The sequence below is a fragment of the uncultured Paraglaciecola sp. genome, from assembly GCF_963977085.1.
GTDB lineage: Bacteria > Pseudomonadota > Gammaproteobacteria > Enterobacterales > Alteromonadaceae > Paraglaciecola.
Genome location: NZ_CAXBNC010000011.1, coordinates 59,650 through 79,394, shown reverse-complemented (window position 1 = coordinate 79,394; position 19,745 = coordinate 59,650). Strand labels below are relative to the sequence as shown.

Genomic DNA, 19,745 nt, shown 5'->3' with positions numbered 1-19,745 from the left:
TTACTTATCTGAAGCGTTGCTATAAAAAGTCTCAAAGAATGTTACCCGCATTTTCTGCTAACAATCGTCTACCAATGATCATGCGCATAATTTCATTGGTACCTTCTAAAATTTGATGAACTCGCACATCTCGCACATATCTTTCTAAAGGGTACTCTTTGATGTAGCCATAACCACCGTGAATTTGTAATGCTTCATTACACACATTAAATCCCACATCAGTGGCAAAACGTTTTGCCATGGCGCAATACGCGCTGCACTCTGGGTCTTGATTATCTAACTTAAATGCCGCCAATCTTACCATTTGCCTTGCTGCTACTAGTTCGGTCGCCATATCTGCTAGCTTAAATTGTAACGCTTGAAACGCCGCCAAGGGTTTACCAAATTGCGTACGCTCTTGCATGTAGGCAGTAGCGGTTTCTAAAGCCATTTGTGCAGTACCAATAGAGCAAGTGGCAATGTTGATACGACCGCCGTCTAGTCCTTTCATAGCAAAGGTAAAACCCTGACCTTCTGCGCCCAATAAACTATCAGCAGAGAGACAAACATTGTCAAACGTTATCAGGCGCGTTGGCTGCGCATTCCAGCCCATTTTTTCTTCGGCCTTGCCATAAATTACACCTTCGGCATCGGCAGGCACCACAAAAGCAGAAATGCCTTTAGGGCCCGCTTCACCAGTGCGTGCCATCACCACCAAGACATCGGTTTCACCGGCGCCTGAGATAAACATTTTAGAGCCATTTAATAGGTAGCTATCGCCTTCTTTTTTAGCGGTAGAACGCATCGCCGCTGCATCTGAACCTGAACCTGGCTCAGTTAAACAATAAGAAGCCAGTTTTTCACCCGTCACTAAACTGGGGCACCACTTATCTTTAGCTGCTCTTGTTCCCCAAGTGGCGACCATCCAAGTTGCCATATTATGAATGGTCATCATGGCTGTGGTTGCGGTGCAGCCCATTGCGAGTTGTTCAAAAATAATCGAAGAGTCTAAGCGACTTAAGCCCAAACCTCCTTCACCTTCTGGGGTATACAAACTACAAAATCCCAGCTCTCCGGCTTTTTGGATCACCTCTTTTGGAAAGATATGCTCTCGATCCCACTTAGCCGCATAAGGTGCGAGTTCTTGTTCTGCAAATTGCTTGGCGGTTTCGGCAAAGGCAAGTTGGTCTTCGGTTAATTCAAAATTCATAACACCACCTATTTCAACGAGATAGTCATATTGGGCCCTGAGGCAATATCATCCTCAAACCAGCGAGCAGTAACGGTTTTAGTTTCAGTATAAAAACGTACTGCCTGTTTTCCGTAAGCGTGCAAGTCACCATAAAAAGAGTTTTTCCAACCTGTAAAAGAGAAAAACGGCAAAGGTACTGGGATAGGCACATTGATACCTACTTGACCCACTTCAATTTCATGTTGGTATTTACGAGCAGCTGCGCCACTGGCGGTAAAGATAGAGGTGCCATTGCCATAAGGATTACGATTGACTAAGGCGATAGCGTCTTCTAGGGTATCCACTGCCATACAACATAATACTGGGCCAAAAATTTCTTGTTGGTATATCACCATGTCTTCAGTAACATCAGAAAACACAGTAGGCCCTACCCAATTACCGTCTTGATAACCGTCTATATCCAACTCAAAGTCAGAACCATCAAGCAAACAAGTGGCGCCTTCGTCTTTACCTTGTTGAATAAGGGATAACACTTTGTGTTTGGCTTGGGGGCTGATTAGCGGGCCAAAACCTGCCGCTTCATCATCCCATAACCCAGGTTGCACGGCCTTTAACAACTCAGTCAATTCGGCAATCCACTCTTGAGTATTACCCACAAATACTGCCACAGAAATTGCCATACAACGCTGACCCGCAGCGCCCACTGAAGCACCCACTAGATTATTCAATACTTGCTGTTTATTCGCATCAGGCATAACCACTGAATGATTTTTAGCTCCAGCAAAACATTGCGCACGTTTCATGTTGTCGGTTGCGGTTTTGTAGATATGTTGCCCTACTGGTACTGAGCCAACAAAAGATACCGCTCTGATATCAGGGTCAACCAGTAGTTTATTCACCTGATCTTTACTACCATGCACCACGTTTAATACGCCTTCTGGTGCGCCTGCTTGTACAAAAAGCTCAGCTAGTTTCATGGGTGTTAAAGGATCTTGCTCCGATGGTTTAAGAATAAAAGTATTGCCACAAGCAACCGCCATAGGAAACATCCACAAAGGTATCATTGCGGGAAAGTTAAAAGGAGTGATCCCTAAACACACACCTAAAGGTTGAATATAACTATAAGTATCAATACCACGGGCCACATTTTCAGCGGTTTCACCCATCATCATTGCGGGAATATTCATGGCTTGTTCAACCACTTCAATACCTCGCCATACGTCCCCTTTGGCATCGGCAAAAGTTTTGCCCGTCTCACTACTCAAAAGTGTAGCAATCTCATCATGATGCTCTTTGAGCAGTTGTTGATAGCGCATCATCACTCTGGCTCTTTCTGATGCAGGCACTTCTTTCCACAATTCAAATGCGGCTTTGGCACTTGCAACAGCTAAGGCTAACTCTACGTCAGTGTTGCATGGTAATTCTGCTATCAGCTTATTATTCGCAGGATCAGTCACTGCAATGGTTTGAGGCGAAGACGAAATGGTGAATTCACCGTTAATCAAAGATGGAACACGTTGCATAAATGCTTCTCGGTAGTTCAGATTTCCAGAGATTAACAAAATTTTACCTTTACGTTAACGTAAACCAAACATTTTAGTTTATGCCTCACTGTTTCGTTAGCTATACAGCTTGGCAACACAACTGCAAATGGGTCCCTAAATATTGAGTTAAAAAATTGATTATTTTTATCTCTTTTGCCTGCTATGCTGCTGCTCATGTGTAGAAAAATAGTCCTGTCGTATGTCACTTTCTAAAGTTAAAGTCGCCGTTGTGGAAGACAATGGCATGGCGCGCACCAACATCCGCAACCATTTATTGGATATGGGGTTTACCCAAATTAGCTGCTTCAGCAATGGCCGAGAATTAAAAACTAATTTAAAAAGTCAAAGGTTAGACCTTTTGTTGATGGACTTTCACCTTGGACAAAACAAAAACGGCGTAGAAGTTGTTCAAGACTTACAAAAGATGAAAAAAATCACCCATTCCACTTGTGTGATGTTTATTACTTCAGATCGATTGCCGCTCATTATAGGCCAGATAGTGGATGTGCATCCGGAAGCTTTGGTTGTTAAACCTTATACCATACGCAACTTAGTAAAAAATATTTCTAACTGCCTTGCCCTTCATCAATATTTAATGCCTGTATATGAAATGATGGATGAAGATAATTACCCACAGGCCTTGGTTCTTCTAGACCTTCTCATTAAAGAAAATGAACACCCCAAGAAAAAAAGTGCATTAACTAAGTTACGCGCCAGACTGTTAACTAAATTAGGTCGCTATGCAGAATCGGCGGATCTTTATCGCAAAATTTTGCAACAATCTGACAAAGTCATTTGGGCCAAGTGGGGCTTGATCCAAAACTTATTTTTAGACGGTTATGTTGAACAAAGTGAAACCTTATTGCGGGAACTCACAGAATCAGAACTCACTAATGACAAAGCCTGTGAGTGGTTGGCGCGGATTAGCGTGAGTAATAATCAGTATAACAAAGCTGAAAACTACATGCATAAGATACGCGAAGGTGAACTTTCTATCCCAGCAGCTCGTTTAAAAGCCTATATCTACCAGGCGCAAGAACGGGGTAACGAAGCCATTAGTTTACTAGAAAAAAAACGCGAATCGAACCGTTCTATCCGCGAGCGTTATGATGAAATATCCCTTGATCTGGCACGATGTTATATAGGAGAAGCCGAACTCAGATCTAAATCTCAACGCAGTTCAGATTTGCAAGTAGCGAAGTTTTTGATTGGAGCGGCAGGTAGAAAACTCTCGGATCCGAGTTTGACCGTCAGAAAAGACTATATGTTTGCGATGATCGCATTTATGGAAGGTAATGTGGCCAAAGCCAATGAAATACTCGCCCGCCCTGGTATGACTGAATTACATGAAGCAGAAATATCCACCATTACCGATGCGGTGCAAGCATGGCGAAACGCTGGGGATACGGAAAAGGCCAAAGCCTTTTTAAAACTTAGTCAGGAAAAATTGAAAGAAATCGAAGACGGTAATGAAAAAACAGTCTCGGGCATGCTGATATCTAAAGGCGAAGATGCAATTGGAGAAAGAAGGCCACAGGCCCTTGAATATAACAAAGTTGGATTGCAAAAATACACCAAGAAAGATTATCTTGGCGCCACTGACGACTTTTATCAAGCCTATTTATTGTTTCCCCGTGAACTTGCCTTCAGTCTCAATTTGTTGCAAGGATTAGTAGACGCTGAGCTACAATCCTACAAAAAAGTGCACACTTTAGAATTTTTAGCTGAGCTACAAAATCGGGATCTAAATGAGGGTAATAAAAAACGTTTAGAGGAAATAGTCAGTCGTATCACCAAGAAAAAGGACATTTATTTTGTGGCTACTGACGATGAGGCGCAAAAAAATGAAGAAGACAATGATGCCCCTTCTTAAAACATCATATTCGTTAATCACTCACCTAATAGGAACTTCTAGTCGTTTATTTTTTGTTGCGATAGACAGGGTTTTTATGGTCGACTTAATTTAAAAAATATTGAAAGTTCTATATGTTCACAAAGAGCCTCAAGGCCAATCTAAGCAGCACAGAAACAAGGCCTTAAAACTGCGAATACTTCCGAACCGAATGCTCATCCAAACCAATTCTAATTAACAGCGAGTCAAAACGAGGATCCTGCCGGATGGTTAAAAGTCGGGGGTCGTTTCGGGTAAATACCAAACAGTTTGAACGGTAGTTAACGGCTTCATTAAACTGTCTAAAAGTTTCGTTGATATTATTCATTAACAAATAAGTCACCGCAGTTTCGTAAGGACATTGATAACCAGTGTTACTTTCTGCCCTAGCTAATAGCGGTGCCATTTTATCTATTTGTCCTGCGTGACCATAAGCTTGTGCTAACGCCAAGACGGGGTAGGACGCTTCTGAGTCTAGTTCAATCCCTTTTTTTGCAAGTTCAATAGCACGTTGATGCTCGCCGGCTAAAGATGCAGATACGCTTGCACCGCTATAAATCATGCCTACATCAGGATGCAATTGCATTTGTTTGTTGGCCCAGTTTATTGCAGAATCAATTTCGCCGACCATAGCCAGCGCCCAATGCCCCCAATCGGCAAGTTCAATGTTAAGTGGGTCCAACTGATTGGCTTTAGCTAACGACCTGCGCACACCATCAACATCACCTATACCTGAATAATAAAGAGCAAAACCCAGTTCAGTGAGTACTAGATTATCATCGAGATTTTGTGCCTGACTAAGCATGCTCCAAGCATCTTGCCAGCGCCAAGCCAACACATATGCCAAGCCAAGAGACGAACGCGCCTCAGCAGAATTGGCGTTGATTGCAAGTACGTCAGACACTGCATCAATCACTAAGGGCAGCACTTCAACCGGCTTTTCGAAATAGGCCATGATTATCCTGTAAGTATCGGCCTTAGCCAGATAGGCAGCCTCGAACTGTGGGTCCAATGTTATGGCTCCAGTAAATAACTCGACAGCCTTCATTAAAGATTGATGAGTCAATAAATCCCGTTGCTGTTGTCCAGCAACAAATAATTCATAGGCTTTTAAATTAGTGGTGGGAAATTGGGCTAAAGTTGCTTTTTCTTTATCTTGGATCGCCACTTTAAGGGACTTCGACAATGAAGTGGCGATGCTGGCTTGAATCGAGAAAAAGGTGGTGTTATCGATGCGACCTGTAAATTCGTCATCCCAAATTAATTTTCCGCTTTGCAACTCTTCTAACTCTGGGGTGACACGTAGATTGCTTTGTTCATCCATATTGATAGTGGCGGTTAACACGTAGCGCACATTGGGCAACTGAACTCGAATAAATTCATGAGTTTTATTCTGTTTAAAAGTAAATGCAGATGAGGTGGGCACTACATTTAGACTGGATATTTTGCGTAAGTCGCGGATCACTTCCCGAGTCATTTGTTCAGCAAATGGAAGCCATTTTTGCTGTTCAGGCCCCGAAATATCAAAAGGTACCACAAGAATATAAGGGCGTTCTAGTAACGTTACCGAACTTGGAGTGAGTTGCCAAATTATGAAAGCTAGAGTGAATAATGCTAAGACTAAAAATGCTAGGTTATGAATAGTTTTACGTTGCATGGGTTGGCTGTCGTTCGAAGCAACATTTCTGGTAATCGCTAATTCACTTTGTTCATGGGCAGTCGGTGTAATAACTTCAGCGATAAATTGGTATCCACGACCACGGAGGGTTTTTATGACTTGTTGTTGGTCACCATCATCACCAAATACTTTTCTGGCACTTTTAATATGATTACTTAAGGTGGTGTCAGATACATCACGACCACACCACACTTGGTCAAATAACTCATCACGTGTTACCAATCGCTGGCGGTTCTCTAATAAATAAACGATCAGGTCAAACACCTTTGGTTCAACCCCAAGCACATTATTAGCGCAGCTTATTTGAAACTGTTCAGTATCAATTTCAAATTTGGCAACCTGGTACTTCATAACACTCCTTTGTTCATGTCTTCGAATCAGTCGCACTATTTTGAGTATATTTAATAACCTATCTAAATTTACTACAAAAATTAGCTAAATATTAGACATTCGTTATGTAATCTTCATGTAACTGATCGAACAAACTCCATACTGAGCCTACGCATACACACAAGTTTTAGAAAAGGAAAATAAAATGCCCACCTTACTTGAAATGTTATTCGATCCTGTTTCGTTAACCTTACTGGCGCTAATTGGCACACTTTTGTTATTAGAACAAACTGTACCGGGCCGCAAACAAACTAAGGCAAAAGGCTGGTATCCTCGAGCGTTTATCATTTTTGTTATTTACTTCTTTTTGTCGGGTTATTTGCCGTTACTTTGGGATAATTATTTAAGCAGTTATCAAGTGTTGAATCTCGAGTCGCTAAACCCCTATGCCAGCGCCTTTATGGCATTATTGATATTCGAATTATTAGTTTATGTTTGGCATCGGGCCATGCATCAAACAAAATGGCTATGGCGTACATTCCACCAAATGCATCACAGTGCTGAACGAGTTGATGTGTTAGGCGCTTTTTATTTTAGTCCGCTTGATATGATTGGTTTTACTATGCTGGGCAGTTTAAGTTTGGTGGTGATTATTGGCGTATCACCACCAGCGGCCAGTTATTTTCTATATGGCTCAATCTTTTTAGCCGTATTTCAACATACCAATATCAAAACGCCTCAGTGGTTGGGTTATATCTTGCAACGACCTGAAAGTCATAGCCTGCATCATGGTAAGGGCGTACATCGCCATAATTATTCTGATTTACCTATATTCGATATTCTGTTTGGTACCTTTAAAAATCCCAAAGACTTTGTAGAAGAAACAGGTTTTTATGATGGTGCATCATCTCGCATCCCAGAGATGTTAGTATTTAAGGATGTGTCAACCCCTAGATAACGTGTTGAACTTAAATTGGAAAACCGCCGGCGAGGGTAAGTTTCGCCGGCTTTCTAAATCAGTCTATTGAAAATGATTTAATACTCTAAACTGTAAATAGCGGTTAGTGGCCTCTAATATTTCTATTTGCGCGCCTTTATAGCCAATAATTTTCGATTCATTTAAATCATATTCCACATTATTTGAAAAATAAGTGGCATTAGAGTTATTACCGTATTCACGATAGGCAAAGTTGACTTTGTTACCTACCATGCCATTGTATATCAGGGACTTTTGCACACTGTTGTTATGTAATAAATCTAGGGTTGTTAGGGTAAAGTCGTCATCATCGTCACATAAGTCGACCAATGAATGGTTGCGTAAACATAAGTCTCCAGTGTCAATTTCTCTTTTAATGGCGTCTACCCATCCAACACATAGTCCACCACCAACATAAAGCCTAGCTCCTTCTCCTGAAGAAGGAGCAGGTTTATAATAATCAAAATCATTGTCAGAAGAGACATTAATATACCAACCAGCTGTGGCGTTATAGCAGCCCAATCTTCGAGAAAGTTCTTGATGCAGCTGGATAGCCTTAAACCTGTGATAAGTCGCCTGATTTAAAATATTTTCACCTATATTTGCCACTGAGACCGTATTTACAGGGGGCGAGTTTGTCGGGATAAGCTGAGGTTCCACAATATAGTGGTTACTCGAACATCCCGTTGCCAATGAAACCAATATAAATATTAGTGCTAACGCTTTCATAGGTTTACTCCCTTAATATTCTCATGCGTGTTTGCTAATAACGTTTTCAAGAAACAGGTCAGCGCTAAAGGAACTAATAAAAACAAAATAGCGCCTCCACCACTTTCGCCTCCCCCATCACAGTTTTTACAGCTTGTCGTTGCACTATATTCAAAGGCACCCATATCCGGATTTGCTGCTTGGATCCTAGGGTAACCTGTGCCGCGTTGGTCAAAATTTGCAGCAACAAAATTGGGTGAAAAAGGCAATGGATGATCATTACCAGCATCTATTAGTGGACTACCTGTTTGTATAGCATGGGTTCGAGTTGAACCACCATTATTTGCTAAAGGCGACAACATAGGATTGATATCTTGTAATACAGTACCTATAGCACTGCGATGCTCGGTAATGTTTGTATTGTTACTGTCACCAATATTGTCTCCAACTAACGAGTAGCTAGCAGTAATATCCCCAAAGGCAATCTCAGGATATATAGGGGCGGTGTTAGTAGCAACCACTGAGCTTGATAAAATGATGCTTTGATTGAAGTCACTGGCCATTACGCCTCCCCCATACTGACCACTCTGGTTTTGAGTTATGGTACTGCCAGTGATGTAAAAACTACGGCCAAATTGTGGTGCATCGTTGTCAAAAAAAACTGCCCCACCACAAAAGCTCGCGTGATTATTGCTTAGCGTGCTGTTATTTATCTCTAGATCGGTGGCGTTAACCGCTATTGCTCCACCTCCACCCTCGGCTACATTATGGCTAAATTCACTGCTATTAATTCGTACATTGACTTGGTTGCTTGGCGATTGTGCGATTACATAAAGTGCTCCACCATGCCACGAGTAGCCTGATTTACCGCCGACCACCATATTATTAACTAAAGCGCTTTGATTTATAGTAATAAAGTATGCATTTTGCATAGTGGATGAATAATCTGCATAAACAGCTCCACCGCGGAACCGGGCACTAAAATTTTCTAACCTGCACTGTGTTAAGGTTAAATTGCCGGCAACAATTGCGATAGCGGAACCGCTTTGATCTTCAAGGGTTTGTTTATCTCCGAGTAAATTAACCTTACTTAAGGTTAGATTAGCATTGCGTACAAAAAAGGCGCGAGGGACAACCTTGCCACTCAGCATAGTTATCGTAAGTTGGTTAAATTCCACTTCAGGTCGCAAGTGCGCAGCTCTAGCAGCAACGTCAATATGAAACAATTCGCGATCGCCAAAATTTAGAGTTTTAATCGTCAACAAGTCTTTGCCTGGACCATTAATGATCAGGCTCTCGTTGATGAGCTGCATGTTAAGTAAACTAATAGTTTGTGGGCTTGAAAATACACTGCTTTCGAAATTAATGGTATCCGAACCTGGAGTAAGTTGACTATTAAAAATGGCTTCTGCCAAGCTACCCGAGCCAGTTGATTGAGTATTGGTAACCACAAAAGTTGCCCCTTGTACAAAAGAACTAACTAAACAAATACAAAAAATCATGGTGAGTCGCATTGCTGCTTTCATGCCGAGAAAAGCTAGATGATGGTTAAAAGTCTTCATGTATTTCTCCTTAATAACAATATGAATGAGTACCTGTGTGAAGTACTTATTGTTAATAGCGAGAGATAACTAGAAATTTACCCAAATTTTTTAAATTAATTAATAAAAGTCTTTATTGAGGCCGCTATCACCTTAAATCTTGCAATACTTTCTAGGTGTGTTCGCGTAGTTTTTTTTTGAAGAGTAACTCTGAAGTAATCGCCTGCATTTTCTAGTGAAGGGATGACAGATTAAGGTCTTTGTATCGCGCTAAAATTCCACGAATTTAAAAGAATGTTTTTAATACACATAATATTTTATTTTTAGTTATTGCGAATAGTTAGAGTTGATTATGTGCTTCTAAAATTTCGTGTAACTTTAATTTTATTCTGGTGGGTATTGCAATTTTTGAATCAATTAATTGCACTCTTTGAATATATTCCTGAGATGCATTTTTATTGTTTTGATGAATATAAAAAAGCGCAAGTGCTAGAGAACTTTCCATAGATAAAGGATGCGTTTCATCAAAAAGACGACTTAGTAAATCATCGCTTTTTTGATAATACTCCAGAGACTTATCTGTCAAACCTTGCGCATTATATAACATTGCTCGCACAGAAAGCGCTTTTGCAAGTGACTCATGTTCTTCATTGACATAGTAAGCACCATATATTTTATCGGCTCTATCCAGTGACTCCTCTGCCAAGTTAATTTGCCCCGCCAATATTTGCAACTGAGCCAATAAAACTAAATTATGTCCTACATCCACAGCCTCAACGCCCAATTTTTCTTCATTGATCTTAATAGCGCGCTGTATTTTTTGAGTTGCACTAGACAATTCTCCCATCATCACTTCTAATTTGGCGATACTAAAAAGATCTATTGCAACATCAATATGCTCTGGACCAAAAAAAGCCTCGTCGAAATCCAACGCTTTTTGAAAAAAGTTAAGGGCTTTCTGCGTGTTAAATGAGGTATCAATTATTAAAGTCCCCATAAAATTATAGATAGCTGAAAAAATCACATCTTTTTCGTCAAAAATCTCCACCGCGTCTTTGGCTACTTGATTTTCTAACTCTAAAGCCCTGAAATATTCACCATTTAAATGCAGAATAATGGCTAAATTATGCTTAGCGATAACCATAGCGCGGGCTTCTTCGGGGTATTTTTCTAGAATAGCTAAAGATTGAAAATATAACTCAATGGCCTCGTCATATTTTCCGAGGTCAGACAAAGCACCCGCAAGCATATCCAATACGTACGCATGCATATTTTGACCAAAATAATGAGAGTGCTCGATTAAATCTACGGCCTCTCTTAGCACTGCAATACTTTGTGTTGATTTTTTCTGAGTAGACTTCAAGAAACCTAGATGAAATAAGATCTCAATCTTATCTTCAGTTGTGCCATTTGCCATCTTATGAAGTGCTAATGCTTCATCAAGAAATTCATTGGCGATTTCATATTCACCAAGTTTAATGTAGCTTTCGCTCATCTCATTGAGAAACTTGGCTTTTTTTAAATTGGATATCGCCGTATTGTCCTTAATAAGTGCGGCCCCATTTTTAAGAATTTCTTTTACTGTTATTCGATTATTTCCTGCCTTATAAAATATTTCAGACATAAAATCTGATAATTCCTCAGCGGCGTCTTTGTGCGAGATATACTTGAAATGCTGGGAAGCAGCGAACCAAGACGAAATTCCGATAGTGACGATAAATATAGTTGCCACAATGACACTTGCAGCATGCCGTTTGAGGTATTTCTTAAGATAATAAATAGTGCTACTTTTTTGAGCCTGAACGGGCTTATTTTCTAAGTATCGGGTTAAATCCTCGTTCAAGGCTTCCACAGAAATGTATCGTCGTTCACTTTCTTCACTTAGTGATTTAAGTACAATGGCATCTAAATCGCCTTTAAGTGCATTAAATTTTTTAATGTCACTGCTACTAAACTCTTTAGATTCTTTTTTTCTCTTTTTGAACGTTTGACTAGGCGCGATGGGTAGTTCAACCAATTGATTTGGATCGGTACTATCAAGGTTTTTAAAAGGCATTCCACCACTTAGCAAATAGTGTAGTAATACGCCTAACGAATAGATGTCGCTCGATGTGGTAATCGCTTCTCCATTTTTTTGCTCAGGGCTTGCAAAATCTGGGGTCAAAGGCCTGTTGCCAATTTGGGTTATATCGCCTTGTTGTTTGCCCGTGTTGGCATTAATAGCTTTAGCTATGCCAAAATCCAATAGTTTAGGAATACCTGAGCAAGTGACTAATATATTGGAAGGCTTGATATCACTATGCACAATTAGATTGCGATGGGCATAACTCACTGCTTCACAAACTTTTTGGAATAAGGTTAAACGTTGCTTGATTGTAAGTTGATTATTTTCACAATATTCGTCAATCGGCTCACCTTCAATATATTCCATAATTAGATAGGGGATACCATCACTTGTAGCTCCACCATCATACAGTTGGGCGATATAAGGGTGGTGCATTTGGGCAAAAATGTGTCTTTCGTTATCAAAGGCCTGCTGCATTTGCGAAGAAGCTAAAATTCCGTTTAACACTTTAATAGCCACTTGTTGCTCAAATTGGCCATCGTCACGCTCACCTAGAAATACCACTCCCATTCCGCCGCTGGCAATTTCTGCGGTGACTTTAAATGCACCAAAAGTTTTTCCAATCCACTGGTGGGGGTCTTTATGCATATCTTCAAACGTGGCGTTAACCGCTGAATGTATAAAGTTATGGGTATGCTCATCGCTAGCTAACAATGGAATGAGTTCACTGTGAAGTTGCGGGTCTGATTGACAAAGCTCTAGTAGGTATTGTTGTTTTGAATCAGCTGACAGTGAAATAGCGTGTTCAAAGGCATTTTGTAATTTTGAAAAAGTATCGCGGTCCATACTGGCCCACTAAGTTGGATTAAGTCCTTCAATGAACAAATAATAAGCGTTTTTGTTAAAAGCTTCTAGCCTATTTTAAATCCTTTGAATTTTATATAAGCACATTGAGAGATGTTTAATGTGGCTTATCGTAATCAACTGTAATCTGGTTTAGAGTAGGTTCAACATGATTACACCTAGCGGTTGCGACTAAGCCACAATGCAAAACGGATCCAACATCACACAGTTACTCCACCAATATGGCAGTGGCGATAAAATGGCATTGGAGCAGTTATCACCCTTGATCTATACGGAACTAAAAAAAATATCCCGTCGTTTGTTTAGTCACGAATCGTCACACCACACTTTGCAGCCAACTGCATTAGTGAATGAAGTTTTCATTAAATTAGTGGATGTCAATATAGGTTGGCAAGATCGCGCACATTTTTATGCATTGGCAGCGCGAATGATGCGGCGTATGTTAGTCGATCATGCAAAAGCAAAAATGGCAGCTAAAAGGGGAGGTGAAGGTAAAGACATTGCCTTCAATACTTTCATTGAAGATCGCAATAGTTCCGCGGGCATATCCATTGAAATGTTGTCATTGAATGATGCAATCGAGACGCTGGCCTCAAAAGACAGCCGTAAAGCTCAGCTCATCGAATTACAATATTTTGCAGGTTTAAATTTTGCTGAAATGGCAATAGTTACGGGGTTATCCACTAGTACCATTGATCGCGAGTTGCGTTTTTCTAGAGCATTACTGAAAACCTACCTAACGAATAATTAAGCCTTCACTTAGACCCATAACATTTTTATACCTATCAAAATCAGTACAACACCCCCTATAAATTCCGCTTTGCTTTCAAGCCAGGTACCACTTTTAACACCAATATACACGCCTACATAGCTAAACAAGAATGTGGTAATGCCAATAATAAAACAGGCTACAAATGGATTAGCGTTAAGTAAGGTTAAAGCAAAGCCAGCAGCCATTGCATCAATACTAGTGGCGATGGCAAGGGTCAACAAGACTCTATGGGTTACCTTTGTCAGATCCTCTTCGATGCCTTCAGAAAAAGACTCAAAAATCATCTTTCCACCAATTAAAGCTAACAACAGAAATGCCACTATAGGCGCATATTCTGCCACCCATCCCAGTAGGCCTTTTCCACCCAAATATCCAATCAATGGCATTAATCCTTGAAACAAACCAAAATAAACAGCTGCCAATAAGGCCAAGGTTTTTGGATCAGTTTTTTGTTTAGCTCCTAGACCGATGGAAACTGCAAAAGCATCCATACTCAAAGCAATAGCGAGAAATAATACATCAATCAAATTTGTGGTTCCTAATTTACGCGGTGCTAAAAAATTGATTTGTCATAATACCCTATTGTTCTTGAATTAATTAAGGCAGAGTATTCGACGAATAAATCATTGTTGCTAGTCTGTTGCTGATCCATTTTTAAGTCAACACACGTCTGAACTCAGTCGCCCTATCAACATTGCTATGGCTACCATACTCTAGTGCAAGGTAAAAATTCTTTGCTTCTTAGCACTACTGAATTACTCTACTAAAGTGTTCCCATTAGTGGTTATTTTGCATTGGAAGGTTAGATGTTCAGAAAAAACATAATCGGCGTTGTTATTTTAATACTTATTGTGTTTTCAACTGTTGCTAACACTAACGAAAACAAAGAGATATCCCCAAAAACAACAACGAAACTGGTTAGTTTTGGACTTGATTTAGAGGGATTTGAAGACGCACTCTTAGCCCAAATACTGTCGTACCAAAAAGCAGATATCTTGATTTCACGTTATCCACGTTGGATACCCGGCGCTCGCGCATTTCGAATAATGGATAAACATCAAGGCATCGACATAGTCTGGGGCAGTGCCACTAAAGAGCGTTTTGATTTATATCTTCCTGTAAAAGTCCCTATCTATAAAGGTTTAATTGGCTGGCGTTTAGCGTTAGTAACACAAGCTAAACAACAGATTTTTGCTGATGTGACTACCCTAGCTGAGTTACGGCAATATAATCCCGGACAACGTCTCAATTGGTCTGATTACAAAATATTTAAAGAGAATGGTTTTACTATCACATCAGGTGCCAGCCCCAGAGCCCTTGCTGAGATGTTAGTACTAGACCGATTTGACTTTTACCCACGTGCAGTCATTGAGATCGAAATGGAACAGCGTGAATATAGGGGTATGAATATTGTTCGAGATCCGCACCTGCTCATTCTATACAAATCAGCCTATGTTTTTTATGTCGCTAAAGACAATGTTGAATTGGCTAAAGTTTTGACAGATGGACTACATAAGGCGAAAGCCGATGGCTCCTTTGATAGGTTGTTTGAACGTCATTTTAAAGCATTATTTGAACGTTTGGATTTACCTAGTCGCAGAATTATTGAATTACATAACCCGTTATTACCAAATGAGATGTTAGCAATAAAAGAGCATTTCTGGATTTCCCCAAAAACCCTACCCGAACGATCGCTTTCTAAAGAATAAAGTGAATAAAAAGCCCAAGTCACATAACAACTTGGGCTTTTCTTATTGGATTTACGGGCAGCTTACTTAGACAGATTGTAATCCGTCAGATAAATCTTATCACCGGCTGCGCCACCCACACCAAATATAGCGATTTGGGTTAACTTAGAAAAGTTAATGGGAATATCGGCAAGATTAATACTGACATCTGTCCAATCACTGTTCACTGACAATGGCACCTTAAACTCAGAACCGTCTACTATAAAGTCGAGTGTGAATTCTGAAAATGCCCCTAGCGATGCAATTTTAAAATTCAGGGTGTTGTAGGCCGCCACATCAATGTCATATTCCAGTACACCACCATGAATGTCACCCATTAAGGCCAATACTGCCCCCCAACCGCCACCACGTGTGAGTTCAAATGCACTTAAACCACTGTAGCTTACATCAGAAGCGAATGACGTACCGGTGGACCAGTCGTTGATGGTCATATTGCCGTTATGGGCATAATTATCATCATCAAAAATCATATCGGTCTCTTCACCAGTAGAAGAGAAGAATACAAATTTATCATCAGAGCTGTCTTTGGTTGGCGTCACTTTGCCCGTATCGTAGGCAATCAAGTCAGTGATATAAATATTCTGAGCAGCAGACCCACCTTGATACACACCAAATAAAGCTATTTGACTGACATTGGATAAATCAATGCCATACATGCCAAGATCAATATCAATCTGGTTCCATTGCGAGGGGTCAGCCAAGTTGAACCCTACTTCTTGGGATACTTCGTTATCGCCAATTTTTGACACAATTGACAAAGCATAACGTTCAAACGCTCCCTCTGATGCAACTTTCATCTTGATATTGGTGTACTGAGATAAGTCCACATCATAGTTATCAATGTTAGCGCCATCAGAAATATCACCTTGCAGCGCTAACACTGCGCCCCAAGAACCATTGGCACTGAGTTGAATACCCTCTAAACCATCATAGGTGGTGTCAGAGATAATTGTACCTGTGCTCCATTCACCAAAGATCACGTTCCCCACATCACTAAAATTATCGCCATCAACAACCAAGTCAGTAGTGACAGCTTCGTCTGACGAAATAAACACAAAATCATCTTCAGTGCTGCTGTCAAACTCAGTAGTACCGTCATTAAGTAAACTAAAATCAGTCACGTTTATAGTAGACACACCAGGTTGTCCGCCAATACCGTAAACCGCAATCCAATCAATGACAGAGAGGTTAATGCCAAGTTTAGCGGTGTCTAAGGAGACGGTTTGCCAAGTACTGATAGCTTCGTTTACGGGTAGGCTAAACTCCTTATTCACACCATTTCCAGAGATTGCAATTTTGTATCCACCAGAATAAGTGCCTGTTGTTGCGACTTTTAGCTCAATTCGGTTGAACAGACTAAAGTCGCCATTAATACCGTTTGCAAATGCTAACACTGTTCCCCAGTTTCCAGAGGCAGCTGAGTTAGAGCTAGAAGTCAATTCCCAGCCAAGTAAACCGTCAAAGATCACATCACTTTGAATAGTTGTGCCAGTACTCCATTCACCCACAGTGTCAGGTGCAAAATCAATATCGCTTACCCCAGTAGATGAAATCAATGCAAAGGAATCTTCTACAATAGGCCCCCCACTGCTGTCTTGACGGGTAACACTGACATCGTCGAGATAGACCACGCCAGCTTCTCCGCCTAAGTCAAAAAAAACACGACTATTTTCGTCGCCAAATCCTGATAAGGTCATGGTGTAGCTAAAGGTTTGCCATTCGTCAGTCAAAGTGACTGTTTCTACAAGGTTAGTCCAAGGCGCATAATTCAGTCCAAGACCAGCAAGAATGGTGCGCTGGGTTGTGGTTTTAGCTTTGAATGTCAATACGTAAGTAGCGTCTTGTACAAGTGACATTGGCTGGCTTAAGTTCACATCCCAAGGGTTACCTGCAGTGGCGATATCTACCCTGTAAACGTTATTGCCTTCTTCTTGAACAACATTCACCACCCCATTCCAGCCTGCGCCATTATTGTCGAACGAACCATTAGTAACTAATTCATCACCAGCGCCGGGCTGACCATCGTCACCGCCGTCACCACCGTCACCACCGTCACCACCGTCACCACCGTCACCACCGTCACCACCGTCACCACCGTCATTTTCCACTAGCTTGATATCGTCATAGTAGAATGTCCAATTAGCAGGGTCATCACCGGCTCCACCTTGAATGCCTAAGTCAAAAATAACAGTCACAGCTGGCACACCTGCGCCACTTTGACCGCTAAAGTCGAATTCAAGCTCTTCCCAACCAGTGCCACTATGTGTGACAGAACGCTCAGCTCCCATGCCTTCAAGCTTAAACAAGACTGCCACTTCTCGATCCGCCCAAACTTTCATACTAAATACAGAGCCCTCTGCAACAGTAAGCAATTCTTCAAGACGAACAGCTGTGCCTCCCCAGGATTGACCTGCGAACTTTTGCATTTTCACTATTTGCGAACTGCTATTTATTCCCGAAGTATCAGGGTTAGGGATTACCGTAGAAACACCACCGTCAAAGTTATTAAAACTATACGAACTAGGATCACTCTCAAAATCTAGATCTAAGTCGGTGTAAACGGGTATCTCCACCTCACCTTCTAAGATAGTGACATTATCCACTCTGAACACCGCACCTTCGCCCTGCCCCCAGTCTGGAAATATCATGATGACGTCAATGCCATTAAGATTTAAGCCGGCATTACTTAAGGTTTTTAAGGGCACACTGTAATGTTGCCAATCACTCGTTGGAGTATCAAGAGGGATCACGACCTCAGTCGCAGCACCACCTTGTTCAACTTTTAAGTTCCATCCTGCAGCTGCATTGTTGGGAGGTGTGACTAATTTAAGATCGAATTCCAAGACACCATTATCTAACATAGGTGTACCATCATAAGGTTTTGGCACATCGGCAAAGTTAGTATTAAATCCTAAGACAGTTGGTTGCGCGCCAACCACAAACTCAATAACATTTAAGTAGTCACCGTCTTCATATTCGATAGTAGGAATAGTGCCACCACAACAATCCCATGCAGGCCAAGATTCATTGAAGGCTTCGTCAAAAATAACTAAATCTCGAGCAATGCCATCAGAAGGGGGAATAGGGATAGGTGCGTCGCCTTCATTTAAGGTACCTCCCTCATCAATAGAGTCAAGGTAACCATCAGTGACAGTTGCGCAGCCTTTTCCATTACTAGGATTAACTGAACATTCATATACACGTACATAATCCACTTCGAACTTATTGTTACCGTCAAATGCAGAAGCGTCGATACCACCTTGATTAACGTTTGCTGGCCAATCACCACCTACAGCAAAATTCAAAATCATATGGAAGCGTTTATCAAAAGGCGATTCATCCCAAAAATATTCGCCGCCATCTTCACGATACCAACCACGATGGGTTAAACCATCTGGATGACCTTCAGTGTTGTAGGTTACCTCTGACTTCTGTTGGGTTTGATACAATACGCCGTCAACATACCAGCGCATTTCACCTGCTTCCCATTCAATCGCATAGGTATGAAAATCATCTGCCGGGTTAGCGCCATTAGGCAATAAATAGTTATGTCCTGAATGATCATTGTTAGGCCAACTTTCACCGTAATGAAGCGTGCCATGCACGTTTGACTCTACACCGCCTTCATTGAGTGGCACCCCTAGATTAACCGCTTCAAAGATATCTATCTCACCTGAATGTGGCCATCCGCCATACTCCCAGTCTGTAGGTAACATCCAAATCGCTGGCCAGGATCCTTGCCCAGTGGGTGCTTTAGCGCGGATTTCAAAACGGCCGTAGGTCCAATCACCTTTATCGATAGTGCGTAATCGCGCAGAGCTGTAGGGCAATGGTTGACCACTTTCAGATTTGGCAACAATCTTTAAGATGCCGTTTTCTACGTAAGAATTATCAGTACTGTCTGTGTAACATTGCTTCTCGTTGTTACCACCACCATCACAATTAATTTCATGTGACCATTTTGTGGTGTCAATTTCAGTGCCATCAAATTCATCACTCCAAACCAGCTCCCAACCTGCAACGTCATTTTGTAGAGAGGCTGTAAAACTGAGGCTTTTGCGTTGTAATTCAAAATCAACTCTAACCTGATGAGACTCGCCAGGCATAAGTTGCCCTTGGTCTAATTCAAGATAAGGTACACCACCATCTGTGAGTCCTTGTGAATTAACCACTGGTAACGTTGCGTTTTCTATCAGGACTCGAAATGGCCCATCAATAGCTTCAGAGCTGTTATTTTTAACCGTGATATAAGTAAAATAAACACGGTTGACTCTATCTAATGCCGCTCTTGTTTGGGTAATATCCACGTTGTTATGCACGTCTTCCCAGCCCGCAAATGCGTATTCAGAAGACAACATCATCAGGGCGCAACAGGCCCCTTTTATGAGTTTTAAATGTTTCATAATTTTCCCGGTAAAAGGTAAATGTCTAATTTTGGACAAAAATCAAGCCGCGAT

At 41.1% G+C, this 19,745-nt stretch carries 12 protein-coding genes; 4 read left to right on the top strand and 8 right to left on the bottom strand.

The genetic code is table 11. The features are described from left to right. Positions 1–31: 31 nt before the first annotated feature. Both AAC000_RS13780 and AAC000_RS13775 read right to left on the bottom strand, forming a co-directional pair. Positions 32–1,189 carry an acyl-CoA dehydrogenase family protein gene (locus tag AAC000_RS13780; protein WP_339723369.1) on the bottom strand — a complete coding sequence of 386 codons (1,158 nt, stop codon included), beginning with the start codon at positions 1,187–1,189 and terminating at the stop codon, positions 32–34. Positions 1,190–1,197: 8 nt separating this feature from the next. Further along, the gene (locus tag AAC000_RS13775) at positions 1,198–2,694 is read right to left on the bottom strand and encodes a CoA-acylating methylmalonate-semialdehyde dehydrogenase (RefSeq protein ID WP_339723428.1); all 1,497 of its coding nucleotides are present in this window, start codon (positions 2,692–2,694) and stop codon (positions 1,198–1,200) included. Between the two features lie 220 nt (positions 2,695–2,914). Here AAC000_RS13775 and AAC000_RS13770 point away from each other — a divergent pair, with 220 nt between their 5' ends. Further along, positions 2,915–4,588: a response regulator gene (locus AAC000_RS13770; RefSeq protein ID WP_339723368.1), complete on the top strand. Its 1,674-nt coding sequence runs from the start codon at positions 2,915–2,917 to the stop codon at positions 4,586–4,588. A gap of 163 nt (positions 4,589–4,751) precedes the next feature. Here AAC000_RS13770 and AAC000_RS13765 read toward each other — a convergent pair whose 3' ends face one another. After that, a complete protein-coding gene (locus AAC000_RS13765; protein WP_339723367.1) occupies positions 4,752–6,635 on the bottom strand; it encodes a winged helix-turn-helix domain-containing protein in 1,884 nt (627 codons plus the stop codon). A 184-nt stretch (positions 6,636–6,819) separates the two neighbouring features. Between AAC000_RS13765 and AAC000_RS13760 the strand changes: the two genes are divergently transcribed. Further along, entirely contained in the window at positions 6,820–7,572 is a 753-nt protein-coding gene (locus tag AAC000_RS13760) for a sterol desaturase family protein (protein ID WP_339723366.1), read from the top strand. A gap of 63 nt (positions 7,573–7,635) precedes the next feature. Here the strand turns inward: AAC000_RS13760 and AAC000_RS13755 are convergent, their stop codons facing one another. From AAC000_RS13755 to AAC000_RS13745, 3 genes are all read right to left on the bottom strand, one after another. Further along, a complete protein-coding gene (locus tag AAC000_RS13755; RefSeq protein ID WP_339723365.1) occupies positions 7,636–8,319 on the bottom strand; it encodes a hypothetical protein in 684 nt (227 codons plus the stop codon). After that, the gene (locus tag AAC000_RS13750; protein ID WP_339723364.1) at positions 8,316–9,860 is read right to left on the bottom strand and encodes a choice-of-anchor Q domain-containing protein; all 1,545 of its coding nucleotides are present in this window, start codon (positions 9,858–9,860) and stop codon (positions 8,316–8,318) included. Before AAC000_RS13750 ends, AAC000_RS13755 begins: the two co-directional genes overlap by 4 nt. Before the next feature lie 319 nt (positions 9,861–10,179). Further along, the gene (locus AAC000_RS13745) at positions 10,180–12,750 is read right to left on the bottom strand and encodes a serine/threonine-protein kinase (RefSeq protein WP_339723363.1); all 2,571 of its coding nucleotides are present in this window, start codon (positions 12,748–12,750) and stop codon (positions 10,180–10,182) included. Between the two features lie 199 nt (positions 12,751–12,949). Between AAC000_RS13745 and AAC000_RS13740 the strand changes: the two genes are divergently transcribed. Beyond that, positions 12,950–13,519 carry an ECF-type sigma factor gene (locus AAC000_RS13740; RefSeq protein ID WP_339723362.1) on the top strand — a complete coding sequence of 190 codons (570 nt, stop codon included), beginning with the start codon at positions 12,950–12,952 and terminating at the stop codon, positions 13,517–13,519. An 8-nt stretch (positions 13,520–13,527) separates the two neighbouring features. Here the strand turns inward: AAC000_RS13740 and AAC000_RS13735 are convergent, their stop codons facing one another. Further along, positions 13,528–14,067, bottom strand: coding sequence for a manganese efflux pump MntP family protein (locus AAC000_RS13735; RefSeq protein WP_339723361.1), 540 nt, complete (start codon positions 14,065–14,067; stop codon positions 13,528–13,530). 279 nt (positions 14,068–14,346) lie between these two features. Here AAC000_RS13735 and AAC000_RS13730 point away from each other — a divergent pair, with 279 nt between their 5' ends. Then, positions 14,347–15,249 carry a hypothetical protein gene (locus AAC000_RS13730; RefSeq protein ID WP_339723360.1) on the top strand — a complete coding sequence of 301 codons (903 nt, stop codon included), beginning with the start codon at positions 14,347–14,349 and terminating at the stop codon, positions 15,247–15,249. 62 nt (positions 15,250–15,311) lie between these two features. On the opposite strand, the gene AAC000_RS13725 is transcribed toward AAC000_RS13730, so the two are convergent. Then, positions 15,312–19,691 carry a family 16 glycosylhydrolase gene (locus AAC000_RS13725; protein WP_339723359.1) on the bottom strand — a complete coding sequence of 1,460 codons (4,380 nt, stop codon included), beginning with the start codon at positions 19,689–19,691 and terminating at the stop codon, positions 15,312–15,314. Positions 19,692–19,745: the final 54 nt, after the last annotated feature.